The organism is Pseudomonas massiliensis (genome assembly GCF_000826105.1).
GTDB classification, from domain to species: domain Bacteria; phylum Pseudomonadota; class Gammaproteobacteria; order Pseudomonadales; family Pseudomonadaceae; genus Aquipseudomonas; species Aquipseudomonas massiliensis.
In genome coordinates this window covers 1,259,993-1,274,575 of the sequence record NZ_CCYK01000007.1, presented here as the reverse complement: position 1 = coordinate 1,274,575, position 14,583 = coordinate 1,259,993, and the positions used below count along the sequence as shown (strand labels likewise).

Genomic DNA, 14,583 nt, shown 5'->3' with positions numbered 1-14,583 from the left:
GACCAGTTGTTCAAGGAAATTGAATTATGCGAGGCATTCTCGATATCGACCTTTTGCGGACCTTCCATTCGGTGGTCCGCATTGGCAAATTCAGTGCCGCCGCCAAGCACCTGCATAAAAGCCCGGCGGCAGTGAGCGTGCATATCCAGCGCCTGGAAGCGGTAGCAGGCGCTCGACTGCTGAACCGGGACAATCAATCGGTATCCCTCACCCCACTGGGCAAACGTCTGTTAGAGTCCACGGCCGCACTGTTACGCACCCACGATCAGGCATTGGCAGACCTGCACGGCCCTGCCCTCGCCGGGCGCATCACCCTGGGGGTACCCGATGAGTATGCGGCGCACGTTATCCTGGACATTCTTCCCATCTTTACTGCCGCCTGGCCTAATGTGGTCCTGGAACTCGAGACAGGGCCCAGCTATGCGCTGCGGGAACGGGTACAGCGCGGCGAGTTGCAGGCAGCCGTGCTGGCACAACCCAAAGGCCAGGCCGGCCCTGACGCTCAGGTGATGATGACGACCATGCCCGTCTGGGTCGGCCCAATCAACACCACCGTGGCGCTCGATGACCCTCTGCCCTTGGCCGTACACGCGCTGCAATGCCCCTACCGCGAAGCCATGACCGAAGCTCTGAAGGCCTGCGGCCGACGTTCGCGTATCGTGCTCGAAAGCCAGTCCAACCAGGCGGTAAAGGCCTGCGTGGAAGCCGGACTGGCTGTCAGCCTGATCGACCTTGCCAAGGTCACCGAGCGCATGCGAATTCTGAAAGACCTGCCCGTGATTCCTGATCATGAAATCGTGTTCGTGCGCAGCGCTGCGTCACAAGGGGATGAGGCGGTGGCCCTGCTCAGGAATGCGATGCGGCAGTGGTTTCGGTTGTAGATTCCGGGCTGGAAGCGCTCAGACCACGGCAGTGGAAAGAGTGCGCGGCTATGCTGGAGCTTCGGACAAGGAGGCGCCTATGGCAGGGCCTATCAGGGAAGCTGTCTACCAAGGAAAACAAAAGGTATGCACTGCAACGATCCGCGCGGGCCTTCAAGATGGACCGCGTATTATGAACAACACCGCGCGCGCCCTGCTTCTTCACTTCTTCGCACAGCGCTTGGGCTCGCTAGCAACCCCGAGAGCATCAAGAAAGCCGTGGACCTGGGCTGTGGATCTGGCATAGAGACGCGCGCCTTGCTTCAAGCTGGCTGGGATGTGCTAGCCATCGACCGAGAGCCGGCCGCAATAGAGATGGTGCACGCTATCGGTCTGGATCACCCTGCCGTGAAGCTAGAAACAGCAACCGAACGGTTCGAAAGCCTCGAGTCCTTGCCACCCTCTTCATTGATCCATGCAGGCATGTCGCTGCCATTTTGTCATCCAGAGCGCTTCGAAAAGTTCTGGTCGGTTGTGGTATCTGCACTTCTGCCGGGCGGAATCTTCGTAGGCCAGCTGTTCGGTGACAAAGATGATTGGGCATCCGACCCGGCGAGAACCTTTCATTCCGAGTCGGAAGCCCGCGCACTATTCGAAGCGTTTTGCCTGAAGACTTTCGAAATTCAGCAATATGATGGGCCTAGTATGCGAGGCAGGAAGCATTGGCATCGCTTTGACGTTATCGCCCTGAAACCGGCCTTGAACGGGTTCGCTTGATGCTTCGGTCTTCAGCTCAACGAAGAGCGTGACGGGTGATATCAGCAGTGTCTCTGGCCAGCTTCTTAGGCAGACGCGTCAGCACCAGCCAACCCATATTTCCTTCAACTGCATCAGGAGCCGCTCCATGATTCGCAAGGCATTACCTAGCGATGCGAACGCCATAGCTCGCGTACATATCCGCAGTTGGCAAGAAGCATACCGCGAGCTAATGCCCGAATCCTACCTGCGCTCGCTGGATGCAACACTGGATAGGCGTGAGTCATCCTGGGCTCGGTCGATTGAATCGGGTGAGACCGAGGTCTTGGTCGCGGCGTTGGATACAGGGATTATTGGCTGGATAGCGGTTGGGGCAAGCCGAGACGAGGACGTCTCTGGTGGACGCGTGGGCGAGGTCATGGCCATCTACGTTTTACCGAGGTACTGGAAAGCGGGTATCGGCCTGGCCCTGTGGAAGGCCGGCGTGGGACATTTAGCAGACCAAGGCTATGAGCGGTTGACCCTTTGGGTTCTCAAGGGTAACGAACGTGCGATTCGATTCTATATCAGGGCAGGATGCCTCGCGGAAGTCGGCAGTGAACGCCATCTTTCGAGAGGTGGCGTATCTTTGCGCGAAGTAAGGTATGGGTTAGCCATGTGATGCCGACATCAGGCCGGCCATCTTGGCCATGCCCCTCCACGGAAGGAAACCAATGATGCGAAAGCGAAAGGCCGCCCGATTGCTGGTGGTCAGTCCCTCACGTAAAGTGCTGCTTTTCAGGTTCTCCCATACCCAGGATGCCTTGGCGGGGAGCAACTACTGGGCAACCCCGGGCGGCGGCCTGGAGGAAGGAGAGACATTCCACGCCGCGGCAATGCGGGAGCTGCATGAGGAAACCGGGCTCCATGTTTCAATCATGGAAGAGCCCGTAGCAGACAGAAGCCTTCCGCTGCTTCTGCCTGACGGTGAAACGGTACTCACGGTAGAACAGTATTTCCTCGTGCACACCGCGGACAAAACCCTGTCCCGCTCCGGATGGTCCGCGCATGAGATGCGGGTTATGACGGAACACTGCTGGTGGTCCATGGCAGCGTTGAAGTCCACCAAAGAAACGGTATGGCCGGAAAACCTTGTCGACATACTGACTAAGGCGGGGGTCTTCACGCTGTGAAGGCCACGAGCCGCGACCTTTTTGGCCATGAGCGGGGGCTACATATAGTGGGCTGACCGATAAACGAGGAAGCCGAGCGCTACCATCAGAGACCAGAACCGCTTCCTTTGTACTCCCCCTACAGAAATAGCCAACGACACTCAGAGGGAAGAATCGCTTCACCTCCCCTTCCAGGGCCCTCCACAACGATGATGCCGACCTGTTCCAACCAACTCGACAGCTGCGCTCAACGAGAGCGCCAATAAACCATCTTTTTAAGTTCGTTTTTTTGACTTCCCTCTTCTGTATCAACACGCTTACAAGGCAGCCGCCGCCGGTAAAATGTCGATTTCGCCCTCACACTCTGCTTTTTATCCGGTTTATTGACGTTTTCGTTAAAAAGATAGAAGTGATTATGTGAACTCTGTCATAAAACGTGCCGACCCTCCGCCGACTAATTGGCTGAAATTTTTTCCCCAGGACGGACACGAACATGATCTTCAACGTAAAGGATTTTGGTGCTGTCGGTGACGGTGTAACGGATGACACAGCGGCGATGCAGAAGGCGATCGATGCGGCTTCGGCAGCTGGCGGCGGCACTGTATTCGTGCCTAGCGGCACCTACATCGTTTCGGCTGGGGAAGAGCCTTCCGACGGTTGCCTGATGCTCAAGAGCAACGTGTACATGGAAGGCGAAGGCGCGGGCAAGACCACGGTCAAGGTGGCCGATGGCAGCGATACCAAGATCACCGGCGTGATCCGCTCGGCCTATGGCGAGGAAACCCATGACTTCGGCCTGAGCAACCTGACCATCGACGGTAACCGCGACAATACCACCGGCAAGATCGACGGCTGGTTCAATGGCTATATTCCAGGCCAGGACGGCCACGACAGCAATGTCACCCTTAGCGGAGTCGAGATCAAGGATTGTTCAGGGTACGGCTTCGACCCGCACGAGCAGACCATCAACATGCTGATCGAGAACTGTGTCTCCCACGGCAACGGCCTGGACGGCTTCGTGGCGGACTACATGATCGACACCAAGTATGTGAACAACGTGGCCTATGACAACGACCGCCACGGATTCAACATCGTCACCAGTACCCATGACTTCACCATGACCGGCAACGTGGCCTACGGCAATGGTGGCAACGGCATCGTGGTGCAACGCGGCAGCGAAAACCTTCCCTCCCCCCACGACATCGTCATCGAAGGCGGCAGCGTCTACGGCAACGGCGCCGAGGGCGTGCTGGTCAAGCTTTCCAGCGAAGTCAGCGTCAGCGGGGTGGACATTCACGACAACGGCGGCTCAGGCGTACGCATCTACGGCAGCACCGGCGTGACCGTGACCGGCAATACCCTGACGAACAATGGTCTCAATGCCCCGGTGCCGGAAGTGGTCATCCAGAGCTACGACGACACCACCGGTGTTTCCGGCAAGTTCTTCCCCGGCAGCGACAACCAGATCATCGACAACACCATCACCGGCGGCGCCAACTCCACCTATGGCGTGGCCGAGCGTAACGAAGACGGTACCGACCGCAACACTATCCTGGACAACACCATCAGCAACACGACCAAAGGGGCCACGCTCACCTATGGCGATGGCACCACGGTCGGCGAGACACCACCAACCACCACGCCGGTCGGCACGGCCGGGGATGACACCCTGACCGGCACTGTCGGAAGCGACCTTCTGAAAGGGCTGGCGGGCAACGACACGATCAACGCAGGCAACGGCAACGACACCCTAGACGGTGGCGCCGGCGTGGACATCCTGACCGGCGGCGCTGGCGCGGATACCTTCGTGGTCGCCAGCCGCCTGGACAGCTACCGCAACTACACCACGGCGGGGGCCACCAAGGTCGATACCATCACCGACTTCGAAGCAGGGCAGGACCGCATCGACCTTTCGGCGCTGGGCATCACCGGGCTGGGCGATGGCCGCAACGGCACGGTGTACATCAGCCTGAACGCCGCCGGCGACAAGACCTATGTCAAATCCCTTGAAGCAGACGCCAACGGCAACCGCCTGGAGCTGGCCCTGAGCGGCAATTTTCTTAACACGCTCAAGCCAGCGGACTTCATCTTCGCCGGCACGGCCCCGGTCAACCATGCGCCAACCGTGGCCACCGCGCTGGTTGACCAGAGCGCCAAGGAAAGCACTCCATTCAGCTACGTCATTCCGGCCGGCGCCTTCACTGACGTGGACAACGATACCCTCACCTTCACCGCCACCCTGGCCGACGGCAGTGCCTTGCCCGCCTGGCTGAAGTTCGATGCCGCCACCCGTACCTTCAGCGGCACCCCGGACCTCAACGCCGCCGGCACCTTCAACGTCAAGGTCAGCGCCGATGACGGCAAGGCCGGCAGTGTGAGCGATATCTTCGCCCTGGCCGTGCAGGACACCCCGGTCAACCAGGCGCCCACCCTGGCCGCCCCGCTGGCTGACCAGAGTGCCAAGGAAACCACCCCGTTCAGCTATGCCATTCCGGCCGGAGCCTTCACCGACGTGGACAACGATACCCTGACCTTCACCGCTACCCTGGCCGATGGCAGCGCGCTGCCCGCCTGGCTGAAGTTCGACCCAGCAACCCGTACCTTCAGCGGCACTCCGGACTCCAATGCCGCCGGGACCTTCAACGTCAAGGTCACCGCCAACGATGGCAAAGCCGGCAGTGTGAGCGATATCTTCGCCCTGGCCGTACAGGACACTCCGGTCGCAACCCCCATCAAGACCGTTACCGGTACCTCCGGCAAGGACACCCTCACCGGCACCACCGGCAACGAACAACTGGTGGGCCTTGGCGGCGCCGACGTGCTCAACGGTGCCGGCGGCGATGACATCCTGGTAGGCGGCGCCGGTGCCGACAAGCTCACCGGTGGCGCGGGGGCGGACATCTTCCGCCTCTCCGCCCGCACCGACAGCTATCGCACCTCCAGCACCAGCTACGCCGATACCATCACCGATTTCGTCGTGGGCGTGGACAAGATCGACCTCTCCGGCCTGGGCTATACCGGGCTGGGCAACGGCTACAACGGCACCCTGTACCTGCAGTACAGCTCGAGTTCCAACACCACCTACATCAAGAACTACGAAGCCGATGCAAGCGGCAAGCGCCTGGAGCTGGCGCTGACCGGGAACCTGCTCAAGACCCTCAAGGCGAGCGACTTCATCTTCAACAGCACGCCTTCGGATAACCATGCTCCGGTACTGGCCACGCCCCTGGCCGACCAGAATGCCAAGGAAGCCAGCCCCTTCAGCTACGTGATTCCAGCCACGGCTTTCAGCGACGCCGATAGCGATGCCCTGACCTTCACGGCCACCCTGGCCGACGGCAGCGCCCTGCCCGCCTGGCTGAAGTTCGACGCCGCCACCCGTACCTTCAGCGGCACGCCTGACTCGAATGCCGCCGGCGCCCTGAATATCATGGTCACCGCCAATGATGGCAAGACCGGTACCGTAAGCGACACCTTTGCCCTGGCCGTACAGGACACGCCGGTCGCAACCCCCATCAAGACCGTTACCGGTACCTCCGGCAAGGACACCCTCACCGGCACCACCGCCAACGAACAGCTGGTGGGCCTTGGCGGCGCCGACGTGCTCAACGGTGCCGGCGGCGATGACATCCTGGTAGGCGGCGCCGGTGCCGACAAGCTCACCGGTGGCGCGGGGGCGGACATCTTCCGCCTCTCCGCCCGCACCGACAGCTATCGCACCTCCAGCACCAGCTACGCCGATACCATCACCGATTTCGTCGTGGGCGTGGACAAGATCGACCTCTCCGGCCTGGGCTATACCGGGCTGGGCAACGGCTACAACGGCACCCTGTACCTGCAGTACAGCTCGAGTTCCAACACCACCTACATCAAGAACTACGAAGCCGATGCCAGCGGCAAGCGCCTGGAGCTGGCGCTGACCGGGAACCTGCTCAAGACCCTCAAGGCAACGGACTTCATCTTCAACAGCACGCCCGCAGTCAACCATGCGCCTGTACTGGCCGCGCCCCTGGCAGACCAGAGCGCCACCGAGGCCAAAGCTTTCACTTATGTGGTCCCGGCCGATGCCTTCAGCGACGCCGACAATGACACCCTGAGCTTCACCGCCACGCTCGCCGACGGCAGCGCCCTGCCCGCCTGGCTGAGCTTCGATGCCGCCAGTCGTACCTTCAGCGGAACGCCGGATGACAGCGCCGCGGGTAGCTTCAGCGTTATCGTGACCGCCAGTGATGGCAAGAACGGCGTGGCCAGCGATACCTTCACGCTTGAAGTCAAGGACGTGCCGCCAAGCAACGGCGATGTACTCACTGGTACCGCGGGCCAGGATAGGCTGGTCGGCACCAGTGCCAGTGAGCAACTGTTCGGCCTGGGCGGCGCGGACACCCTCGATGGCGCTGACGGCGACGATCTGCTGGTGGGCGGCGCCGGCGCCGACACCCTGACTGGCGGCGCGGGCGCAGACGTATACCGCTTCAACGCCGTGAGCGACAGTTACCGCACCCTGCTCAGCGCCTACAGCGACACCATCACCGATTTCGATCCCGTCAAGGACGTCATCGACCTCACCGGCCTGGGCTTCCGCGGTCTGGGGCTAGGGTTCAACGGCACCCTGCTGGCGCAGTACGACATGCTGTCGGGTACCACTACGCTGACAAGCTTGGACTACGACGCCAACGGCAACGCCTTCGAGCTCAAACTCCAAGGCTTCTACCTGACCACCCTCAATGCGACCAACCTGGTGTTCTCTTCCGGCACCCCGCCGCTGAACAATGCACCTGTGGTCACCGACCCGCTGCAAGACGTTACCGCCACAGAGAAGAGCGCCTTCAGCTACACCCTCTCTCAGACGGCCTTCAGTGACGCCGACAACGACACGCTCACCTACACCGCCACCCTCCAGGACGGCACGGCGCTGCCGTCCTGGCTGACGTTCGATCCCAAGACCCTGACCTTCAGCGGCACGCCTGGCGACACTGCCGCCGGGGTCTACAGCCTGCTGGTCACCGCCACCGACGCCCTGGGCGCTTCGGCCAGCGACGTGTTCGCCCTGACGGTCGCCGAAGCGCCGGCGAACACCATCACCGGTACCGCCGCTGGCGAAAGCCTGGCCGGTACCGCCGAGGACGACCTGATCCTGGGGCTGGATGGCGCCGACACCATCAATGGCAACGCTGGCAACGACGTGATCGAAGGCGGCGGCGGGCGTGACAGCCTTACCGGTGGCGCCGGCGCCGACAGCTTCCGCTATACCAGCCGCCTGGACAGCTACCGGGACTACGATACTGGTGGCGTCAATGCCGCCGACACCCTCAAGGACTTCACCGTCGGCGTCGACAAGATCGATGTCAAGGCACTGGGCATCGTGGGCCTGGGGGATGGCACCCATAACACGCTGTACATCACTACCAGTAGCGATGGCAGCAAGACCTACGTGAAGTCCGGGCAAACCGACGCCGATGGCAACCGCTTCGAGATTACCCTGGATGGCAACCTGTCTGGCACCCTGAGCGCCAGCGACTTCGTGTTCGCCGAGCGCGCCCAGCAAGACATTCTTTTCGTGCCGACCCTCGGCCAGTCCAATGCGCGCCTGCTGCGCATGACCGAAGACGACGACCAGTCGGGGGTTACCGAGATGGTCAACGATCTGACCAAGTACACCGGCCTGGACGTACGCAGCCAATTCAACGATGCCGACGGCAACGGTATCGACGTTGCGGTGGGCGGCAGCACGGTCAGTGGCTTGTCCACCGGCACGGAAGAAGAGCTGCGCCTGAGCTGGTGGCTGACCGATACCGACCGGCCAGGCCCGGCCCTGCTGCGGGCGGTCAGCTTGCTGCAGGAACAGCTGGCCAGCCTCAAGGCCATCGACAAGGTGACCATGGCCATTGTCTGGGGCCAGGGCGAGGAAGCCGCCCAGGAGATCGGCCGCGCCAATGACCCGGCCGCCGCGGCCGCGCTCTACAAGGCGAACACGCTCAAGGTGTTCGACTACCTGCATGAGCAACTGGGCGATTTCAAGATCTTCATGATGAAGACCGGCGACTACGACGCCGATGCCGCCCGCGTGCGTGGCTACGACGAAGACAAGATCGCATCGATCGAGAAAGGCGTGATCGCGGTGCGGCAGGCGCAGGACGCAATGATTCTGGAACGCGCGGATGTGCTGCTGGGCGCGGACTACATCGACCTGCCTCTGCGCGAGGAGGCCGACCCGGTCACCTACCCTGACGACGTCTGGCACCTTCATGAAGAGTCCGCCGAGATCGTGGGCCAGCGCCTGGCCGATGCCATTGCCAATGACCTGGGCTATCTGGGGAACTACCTCGACAATGGCACCGCCCAGGACGTCTACGACGACGTCAACAGCCAGCAAGGCGGCTACATCCAGGGTACGGACCAGGACGACACCTTGGTGGGCAGCGCCGGGAACGACACCATCGATGGCGACCGCGGCGCGGACACCATGAGCGGCGGCAACGGCAAGGACGTCTATATCGTCGACAATGCCCTGGATACCGTTACCGAGACCAACGCCAGTACGACCCAGATCGATACCGTCCAGGCGTCGGTGAGCTGGACACTGGGCGAAAATGTGGAGTACCTGGTGCTTACCGGCTATTCCGCCATCAATGGCACCGGTAACGGGCTGCGCAACTTCATCACCGGCAACGACGCGGCCAACGTTCTGGATGGCCAGGGCGGCGCCGACAGCATGACTGGTGGCAACGGCTCGGATACCTACTACGTCGACAACGTCGACGACACCACGGTGGAAAAGAGCGGCGACAGTACCGTGGGAGGTATCGATACGGTCTACACCAGCCTTGCCACCTGGACGCTGACCAGCAACGTAGAGAACCTGGTGATCAACAGCGATGGCGCCGCCAATGGCATCGGCAACGCGCTGGACAACAGCCTGGTCGCCGGCAACGGCAACAACGTACTGGACGGCCGTGACGGCAACGACACTGTCTCCTACGCGCTTGCCCAGGCCGGCGTCACCCTGGCGCTCAACACCAGCGCGCAGCAGAACACCGGTGGCTCGGGCCTGGATACGCTCAAGTACATCGAGAATGCCATCGGCAGCGCGTTCGATGACAAGATCACCGGCAGCAGCGCGGCCAACCTGCTCGACGGCGGAGCCGGCAAGGACGAGCTCTTGGGCGGAGGCGGCAACGACACGCTGGTCGGTGGCGCCGGCAACGACTCGCTCACCGGCGGCACCGGTGCCGATACCTATGTGTTCGCGGCGCTGACCGACCTTGGACTCGGTGACCTGCGTGACGTGATCTACGGCTTCAAGACCGCCGAGGCGGACAAGCTCGACCTGACCGCCCTTGACGCCAAGGTTGCCACCGAAGCGAAGGACAGCTTCACCTTCATCGGCAGCCAGGCCTTCGACGCCAAGAACGCCGCCGGGCAACTGCGCTTCGAAAACGGCATCCTGTACGGCAGCGTCAACGCCGATGCCAACGCCGAGTTCGAGATCCAGCTGGTAGGAGTGACCCAGCTTCATCAGAGTGACTTTGCGGCCTAAGAAATGGAAGGGTCGCGGCTGCCGGGCCGCGTCCCCTCAAGCTCGGCTTGGCGTCATAGCGGTGAGACCGGGAAGCAGACGCGGCCTCGTTACTGCGCAGTCTTGCGCAATGGCAGGCTTGTCGTTCGGGTCCGCCGCCTGTCATGGTCTATTCGCCGTATCGGTTTTCGCGGCGATTCCAGCACTTCTCAGGTATCTGTAGAGACCTGATCCCAGTCGACATATTCAGCGTATGTCAGCCAATTGAGAACACGGTGTTGCTCACTCACAACGTCGATATCGGCCCCGTGGCGTACCGCTCGCCCGTGGCATCGGTCTGCTCGAGCGCACCCATGTAGATCCTCTACCCGTTGCCGGGCATCGTGCAGGTCCTTGGATGGGCGCGCCCGGATACTATCAATGAATTCATGTACGGGGTCCCCCAGCATGGGAAAGTGATTGACCAACTCGCCCAGGCTTGACTGGCTTGCGGCGTCGGGCATTTGCTCTACTAAGCCTCCCGCCCAGGCGAGTATCGCAGTCACTTCGACGTACCACGTAAATTCGGTAACCGTATGATCGGACGGTTCCGGATTTTCGAGAAAGGCCGCTTCTTCAGCGCTGAACAGCCCTGCCAGGTCTTGCTGGGCTATCCAGGCAACGATTTCATCACGGAGGGAGGGCTCACAAGCCACCGCGCCGCAAAGAAACGTGGCGAGCAACCGGCCCCCTATCTCGGAGTCGGTTCTTGCAGGCAGCACTACAACGGACATATTCGACTCCTTCCCTGGTTCAGGCCCGCCACCGCCAACGGGCGGCGAATAATTCCCGCCAGCCTAGCCAAGGCTTACGGGAATTCCCCGTAGGAAAATAAGCTGTTGCGTTGCAGGGATGTAGCTGCGCAGAGCGAATGCCTGAATCAGAACGGCACTTTCATGCTTAGGGTCGCGGTCTGGTCGGTATAGTCGCTGCGGTTCTGGGCGTCCCAGTTCAGCGATAACTCACTGCCATTCGTGAAGGTACTGGCCACCCCTACTCCTCCGCGCATCAGCCACGGGCTGGCACGCTCGGGCGTAACGGTGAACGTCTGCTCGGCGGCGCCAGCGAAGGCGGCGCGCAAGCTGCCGTCGGCGTTGATCAGGTCGTAGCCGATTCCCAGGTTGGCCCGCACGCGAGTGCCAGGAGCGATCTGGTGCTCCAGACGCGTGTCGAAGCCAGCGATCAATTGCTCGGTATCGCGCGCGGCAACCTTCAGCAACAAGGGCTGCAGGCTGCTCGTGCCGCGCTCGCGGTAGCTGCCTTCATGCACATGGTTGAAGTCCAGTCTCAGCGAGGGAACGAGCGTGGTGCTGTCGCCCAGGCGATAGGTTTGTGCCAGGCTGCTGCCCACGGTGGTGACCAGGCTGTCGTAGCGGGCGTGGGCGGTACCGCTCGCGGCGCCAGTGCTCAAGGTGCGCTCAGCGTCAACGCGATTGTTGCCGGCACCGCCATAAAGCATCCATTCGGTGTTCGCATCGAGGCGGTGGGTGCTGTAACCAAGGAACTGCCAGAGGTCGAACTGATCGCGTTGCCGGCTGCCCCCCAGACTGCCCGTGCTACCGTCAGCGTAGGCGAAGGCTACCCCAAGGCGATGGGTCGAGGACAACGCAGTATCCATGCCGATCACGCTGCCGCCCGCGGAACCACTGCCATTGGCGCCGCTACCGCTGTAGCTGAAGGCTTGGCGCCACAGCCCGGCACTGGCGTTGCCGGGGCTGGCCAGGCTCATGCGCCCCTGCACGGCCTGGCCGATAGCCGAGAGCGCGGCCTGGCTTGTGCGCAGTGCGTCGTTGTCCATGGGTACGCTTTGCGCGAGGGTAGTGGCCACCTCGGCTTGACTGCTGGCGCTGACGAAATAGGGAGTGAGAGCGCTGGCCGCACCCAGCGCCAGTTGCTGGTCCAGTACCGCCGCCGCGCCCGCCGCTTGCTTGAGGCCTGCTGAGCGGGCGGCGCTGGCCACGCCGTTGGCGCTTTTGGCAGCCAGGGCCAGGTCCACTGTATTGCCATGCTTCACCGCGCTGACATCGAACAGCGCGGAGTTGCTGGTGACCTTGAAGGTGCCGTCCGATACCAGCTTCCCGGCGCTGAGCACATCAGCCAGGCTGTTTACATTGAATGGCGTGCCAGTGTTGAGCAGTTTGACGTCAATGCGCGCGTTGCTGGCCAGGGTCGCGGTGCCGCTCACCAGCAATTGACCGTAGTTCTGCGCACTGCCTACCGTGGTTTGCAGAAGCGCGCCACTGGCCTGGGTGTAGTCGCCATTCACCCGGGCCGCTTGCAGCCCAGCCTCGGGTGCGTCCAAGACCAGGGTGCCGCGGTTGTACAGGCTTTTCACTACGAAGCTGTCGCCCCCTGCCATGTGATAGCGCGCATTACTGTTGATGTAGGCTTTGGTCCGCGGTGCATAGACTTCACCCTCGAAGCGCGCCTGGGTACCCCCGATGGTCAAGGTGCCCAAGGTACTCTCGTCGTCGACGAAGAGCGCGTATTCGAAGCCGCTGAGGGTGCCATAGGCCGCCAGTTCACTGACCTGGCTGCCGCTGCCGATGGACACGGCAGTGTAGTCGCCCTGTATCAGGCCGCGGTTCTCCACGCGCTGCACGCGCGTGTTCTCCAGGCTCAAGCCGCCGCCGTCGGTTCCTATCAAGGTGCCGGTGTTGAAAATGTCCCCGGCCACCTTCACCCCGGTCAGACGCACACCGGCATCAAAGCCCTTGATCAGCCCGCTGTTGACAAGGCTGCCACCGATGTCACCACCGTTGGCCAACAGGCCCGTACCGTTGTCCTCATAGAGATCGATGGCGCCCAGCAGGCTACCGCTGTTCACCAGATCACCAAGGATATGAGCGCCGTTGAGCTCAATGGCGGTGCGGCCCTGGGCCAGGCCCTGGTTGCGCAGGTCGCCCACGATCACCGCGCCGCGGTCCAGGGACAATCCGGAGGCGAAATGGCCGCCGTCGAGGGTGCCTCGGTTGATTAGATTGCCGGCGATGGAACCGCCATAGACCGTGAGGCCGTTGAAGCCGGTACGGCCTGTGGCGATGGTACCGCGATTGATGAGGTCGCCCTTGATCAGGGTGTCGCTCAGGCTGGTATCGCCCGATCCTGATTTCAGGATGCCATTGTTGATGAAGCTGCCCAGTACACTGTTGGTGATCCCCGTGCTCGAGCCGGAGTCGATCACGCCGGTGTTCACGAAGCCGCCCTCGATGATGGTATTGCCTATCCAGAACGCGGTGATGTTGCTGCCGATGTAGCCACTGTTGACGAAGCGACCAAGGATATGGCTGTTACTGATCGAGGCACCGCCGTCATTGCTGGTGATATCACCACTGTTACGCACATCGCCCAAGACCAAGACGTCAGTGATGCCCAGGGGCGTGCTGCCGCCTTCCAGCCGACCGCTGTTGAGGAACGAGCCGAGTATCTGACCGCCACGGAAGATCAGGCCATCGGAGGCGGAATCGCCGCCGACAAGGCCGCTGTTGCGCAGGTCGCCGATGATCACCGTATCGCGCATCAGCACTGCGCCCTCCGCTCCATTCCTGGCCTCGATAGTGCCGCTGTTGTTGAAACCATCAAGGTTGGCGTCGTCGGTACGCACCGCGTAGCTGTCGGTACCCGTGGCCGCCAAGGTGCCGAGGTTGCGGACCTGCCCCATCACTTCGCTGCGTTCGATCACCAAAGCCGCGTCGCTGCCTATGATGCTGCCCTGGCGGTCGTTCAGCCATTTGCCCACGAAAGCGCCGCCGCGGATCACCATCCCCTGCTCGCCTTGAACGCTACCGGCGTTGAGGAAACCGGCCTGACGGTTGACCACCCCTTCCTGAGCGACGGCCGCCCCGCTAGCAACGCTGAGAGAGCCTTCGGTGGTCAGGGTCACTCGCTCGCCATCACCCAGTCGGCAGGCCGTGGTCACAGCTGTGCCGATTACCGTATGCCGACCGGAGCAGCTGTCCGCTGCCACCGAGCCAGCCCAAGACCCGCCCATGGCGAGGACCACCGCTACGGCAAGCCGATGCCGCCGGTGCATGGGGATCTGAATCATGGAAGTGAAGGAAGACGAAACGAACGAAGCGGCCGACTGCCAATGCTGACCTGGGTTGCTGTTGTCCATAAGGCACCCGAGGTAGAGGAGGTTGTGGCCATGGGTATAGGCAGCGTGACGCGGGGTGTCAAAGCCGTATATCGGGTAGATGAGTTTTAGTTCAGGAAGTGAAGGCTATGGTCCGCGGGCTCGGCGCCACCTGCCCGCGGCCGT

General features: G+C 62.0%; 7 protein-coding genes. 5 read left to right on the top strand and 2 right to left on the bottom strand.

Features of this window, described 5'->3' with window-relative positions; genetic code table 11:
- Positions 1 to 26: 26 nt before the first annotated feature.
- The 5 genes from BN1188_RS16655 to BN1188_RS16635 all read left to right on the top strand — a co-directional run bounded on the left by BN1188_RS16655 (position 27) and on the right by BN1188_RS16635 (position 10,304).
- Positions 27 to 881, top strand: a complete 855-nt coding sequence (locus tag BN1188_RS16655; RefSeq protein ID WP_040262500.1) for a LysR family transcriptional regulator — start codon at positions 27 to 29, stop codon at positions 879 to 881.
- Between the two features lie 126 nt (positions 882 to 1,007).
- Complete coding sequence (locus BN1188_RS16650; protein WP_040262499.1) at positions 1,008 to 1,637, top strand: class I SAM-dependent methyltransferase; 630 nt, start codon at positions 1,008 to 1,010, stop codon at positions 1,635 to 1,637.
- Between the two features lie 127 nt (positions 1,638 to 1,764).
- Complete coding sequence (locus tag BN1188_RS16645; protein WP_040262498.1) at positions 1,765 to 2,277, top strand: GNAT family N-acetyltransferase; 513 nt, start codon at positions 1,765 to 1,767, stop codon at positions 2,275 to 2,277.
- Between the two features lie 55 nt (positions 2,278 to 2,332).
- Positions 2,333 to 2,788, top strand: a complete 456-nt coding sequence (locus tag BN1188_RS16640) for an NUDIX hydrolase (protein WP_040262497.1) — start codon at positions 2,333 to 2,335, stop codon at positions 2,786 to 2,788.
- 472 nt (positions 2,789 to 3,260) lie between these two features.
- Positions 3,261 to 10,304 (top strand): putative Ig domain-containing protein, encoded by a 7,044-nt coding sequence (locus tag BN1188_RS16635; protein ID WP_052469321.1) that lies wholly within the window; start codon positions 3,261 to 3,263, stop codon positions 10,302 to 10,304.
- Positions 10,305 to 10,492: 188 nt separating this feature from the next.
- On the opposite strand, the gene BN1188_RS16630 is transcribed toward BN1188_RS16635, so the two are convergent.
- Both BN1188_RS16630 and BN1188_RS16625 read right to left on the bottom strand, forming a co-directional pair.
- A complete protein-coding gene (locus BN1188_RS16630) occupies positions 10,493 to 11,056 on the bottom strand; it encodes a DUF4272 domain-containing protein (protein WP_040262496.1) in 564 nt (187 codons plus the stop codon).
- A gap of 146 nt (positions 11,057 to 11,202) precedes the next feature.
- Complete coding sequence (locus BN1188_RS16625) at positions 11,203 to 14,439, bottom strand: autotransporter family protein (RefSeq protein WP_040262495.1); 3,237 nt, start codon at positions 14,437 to 14,439, stop codon at positions 11,203 to 11,205.
- Between the last annotated feature and the right edge of the window lie 144 nt (positions 14,440 to 14,583).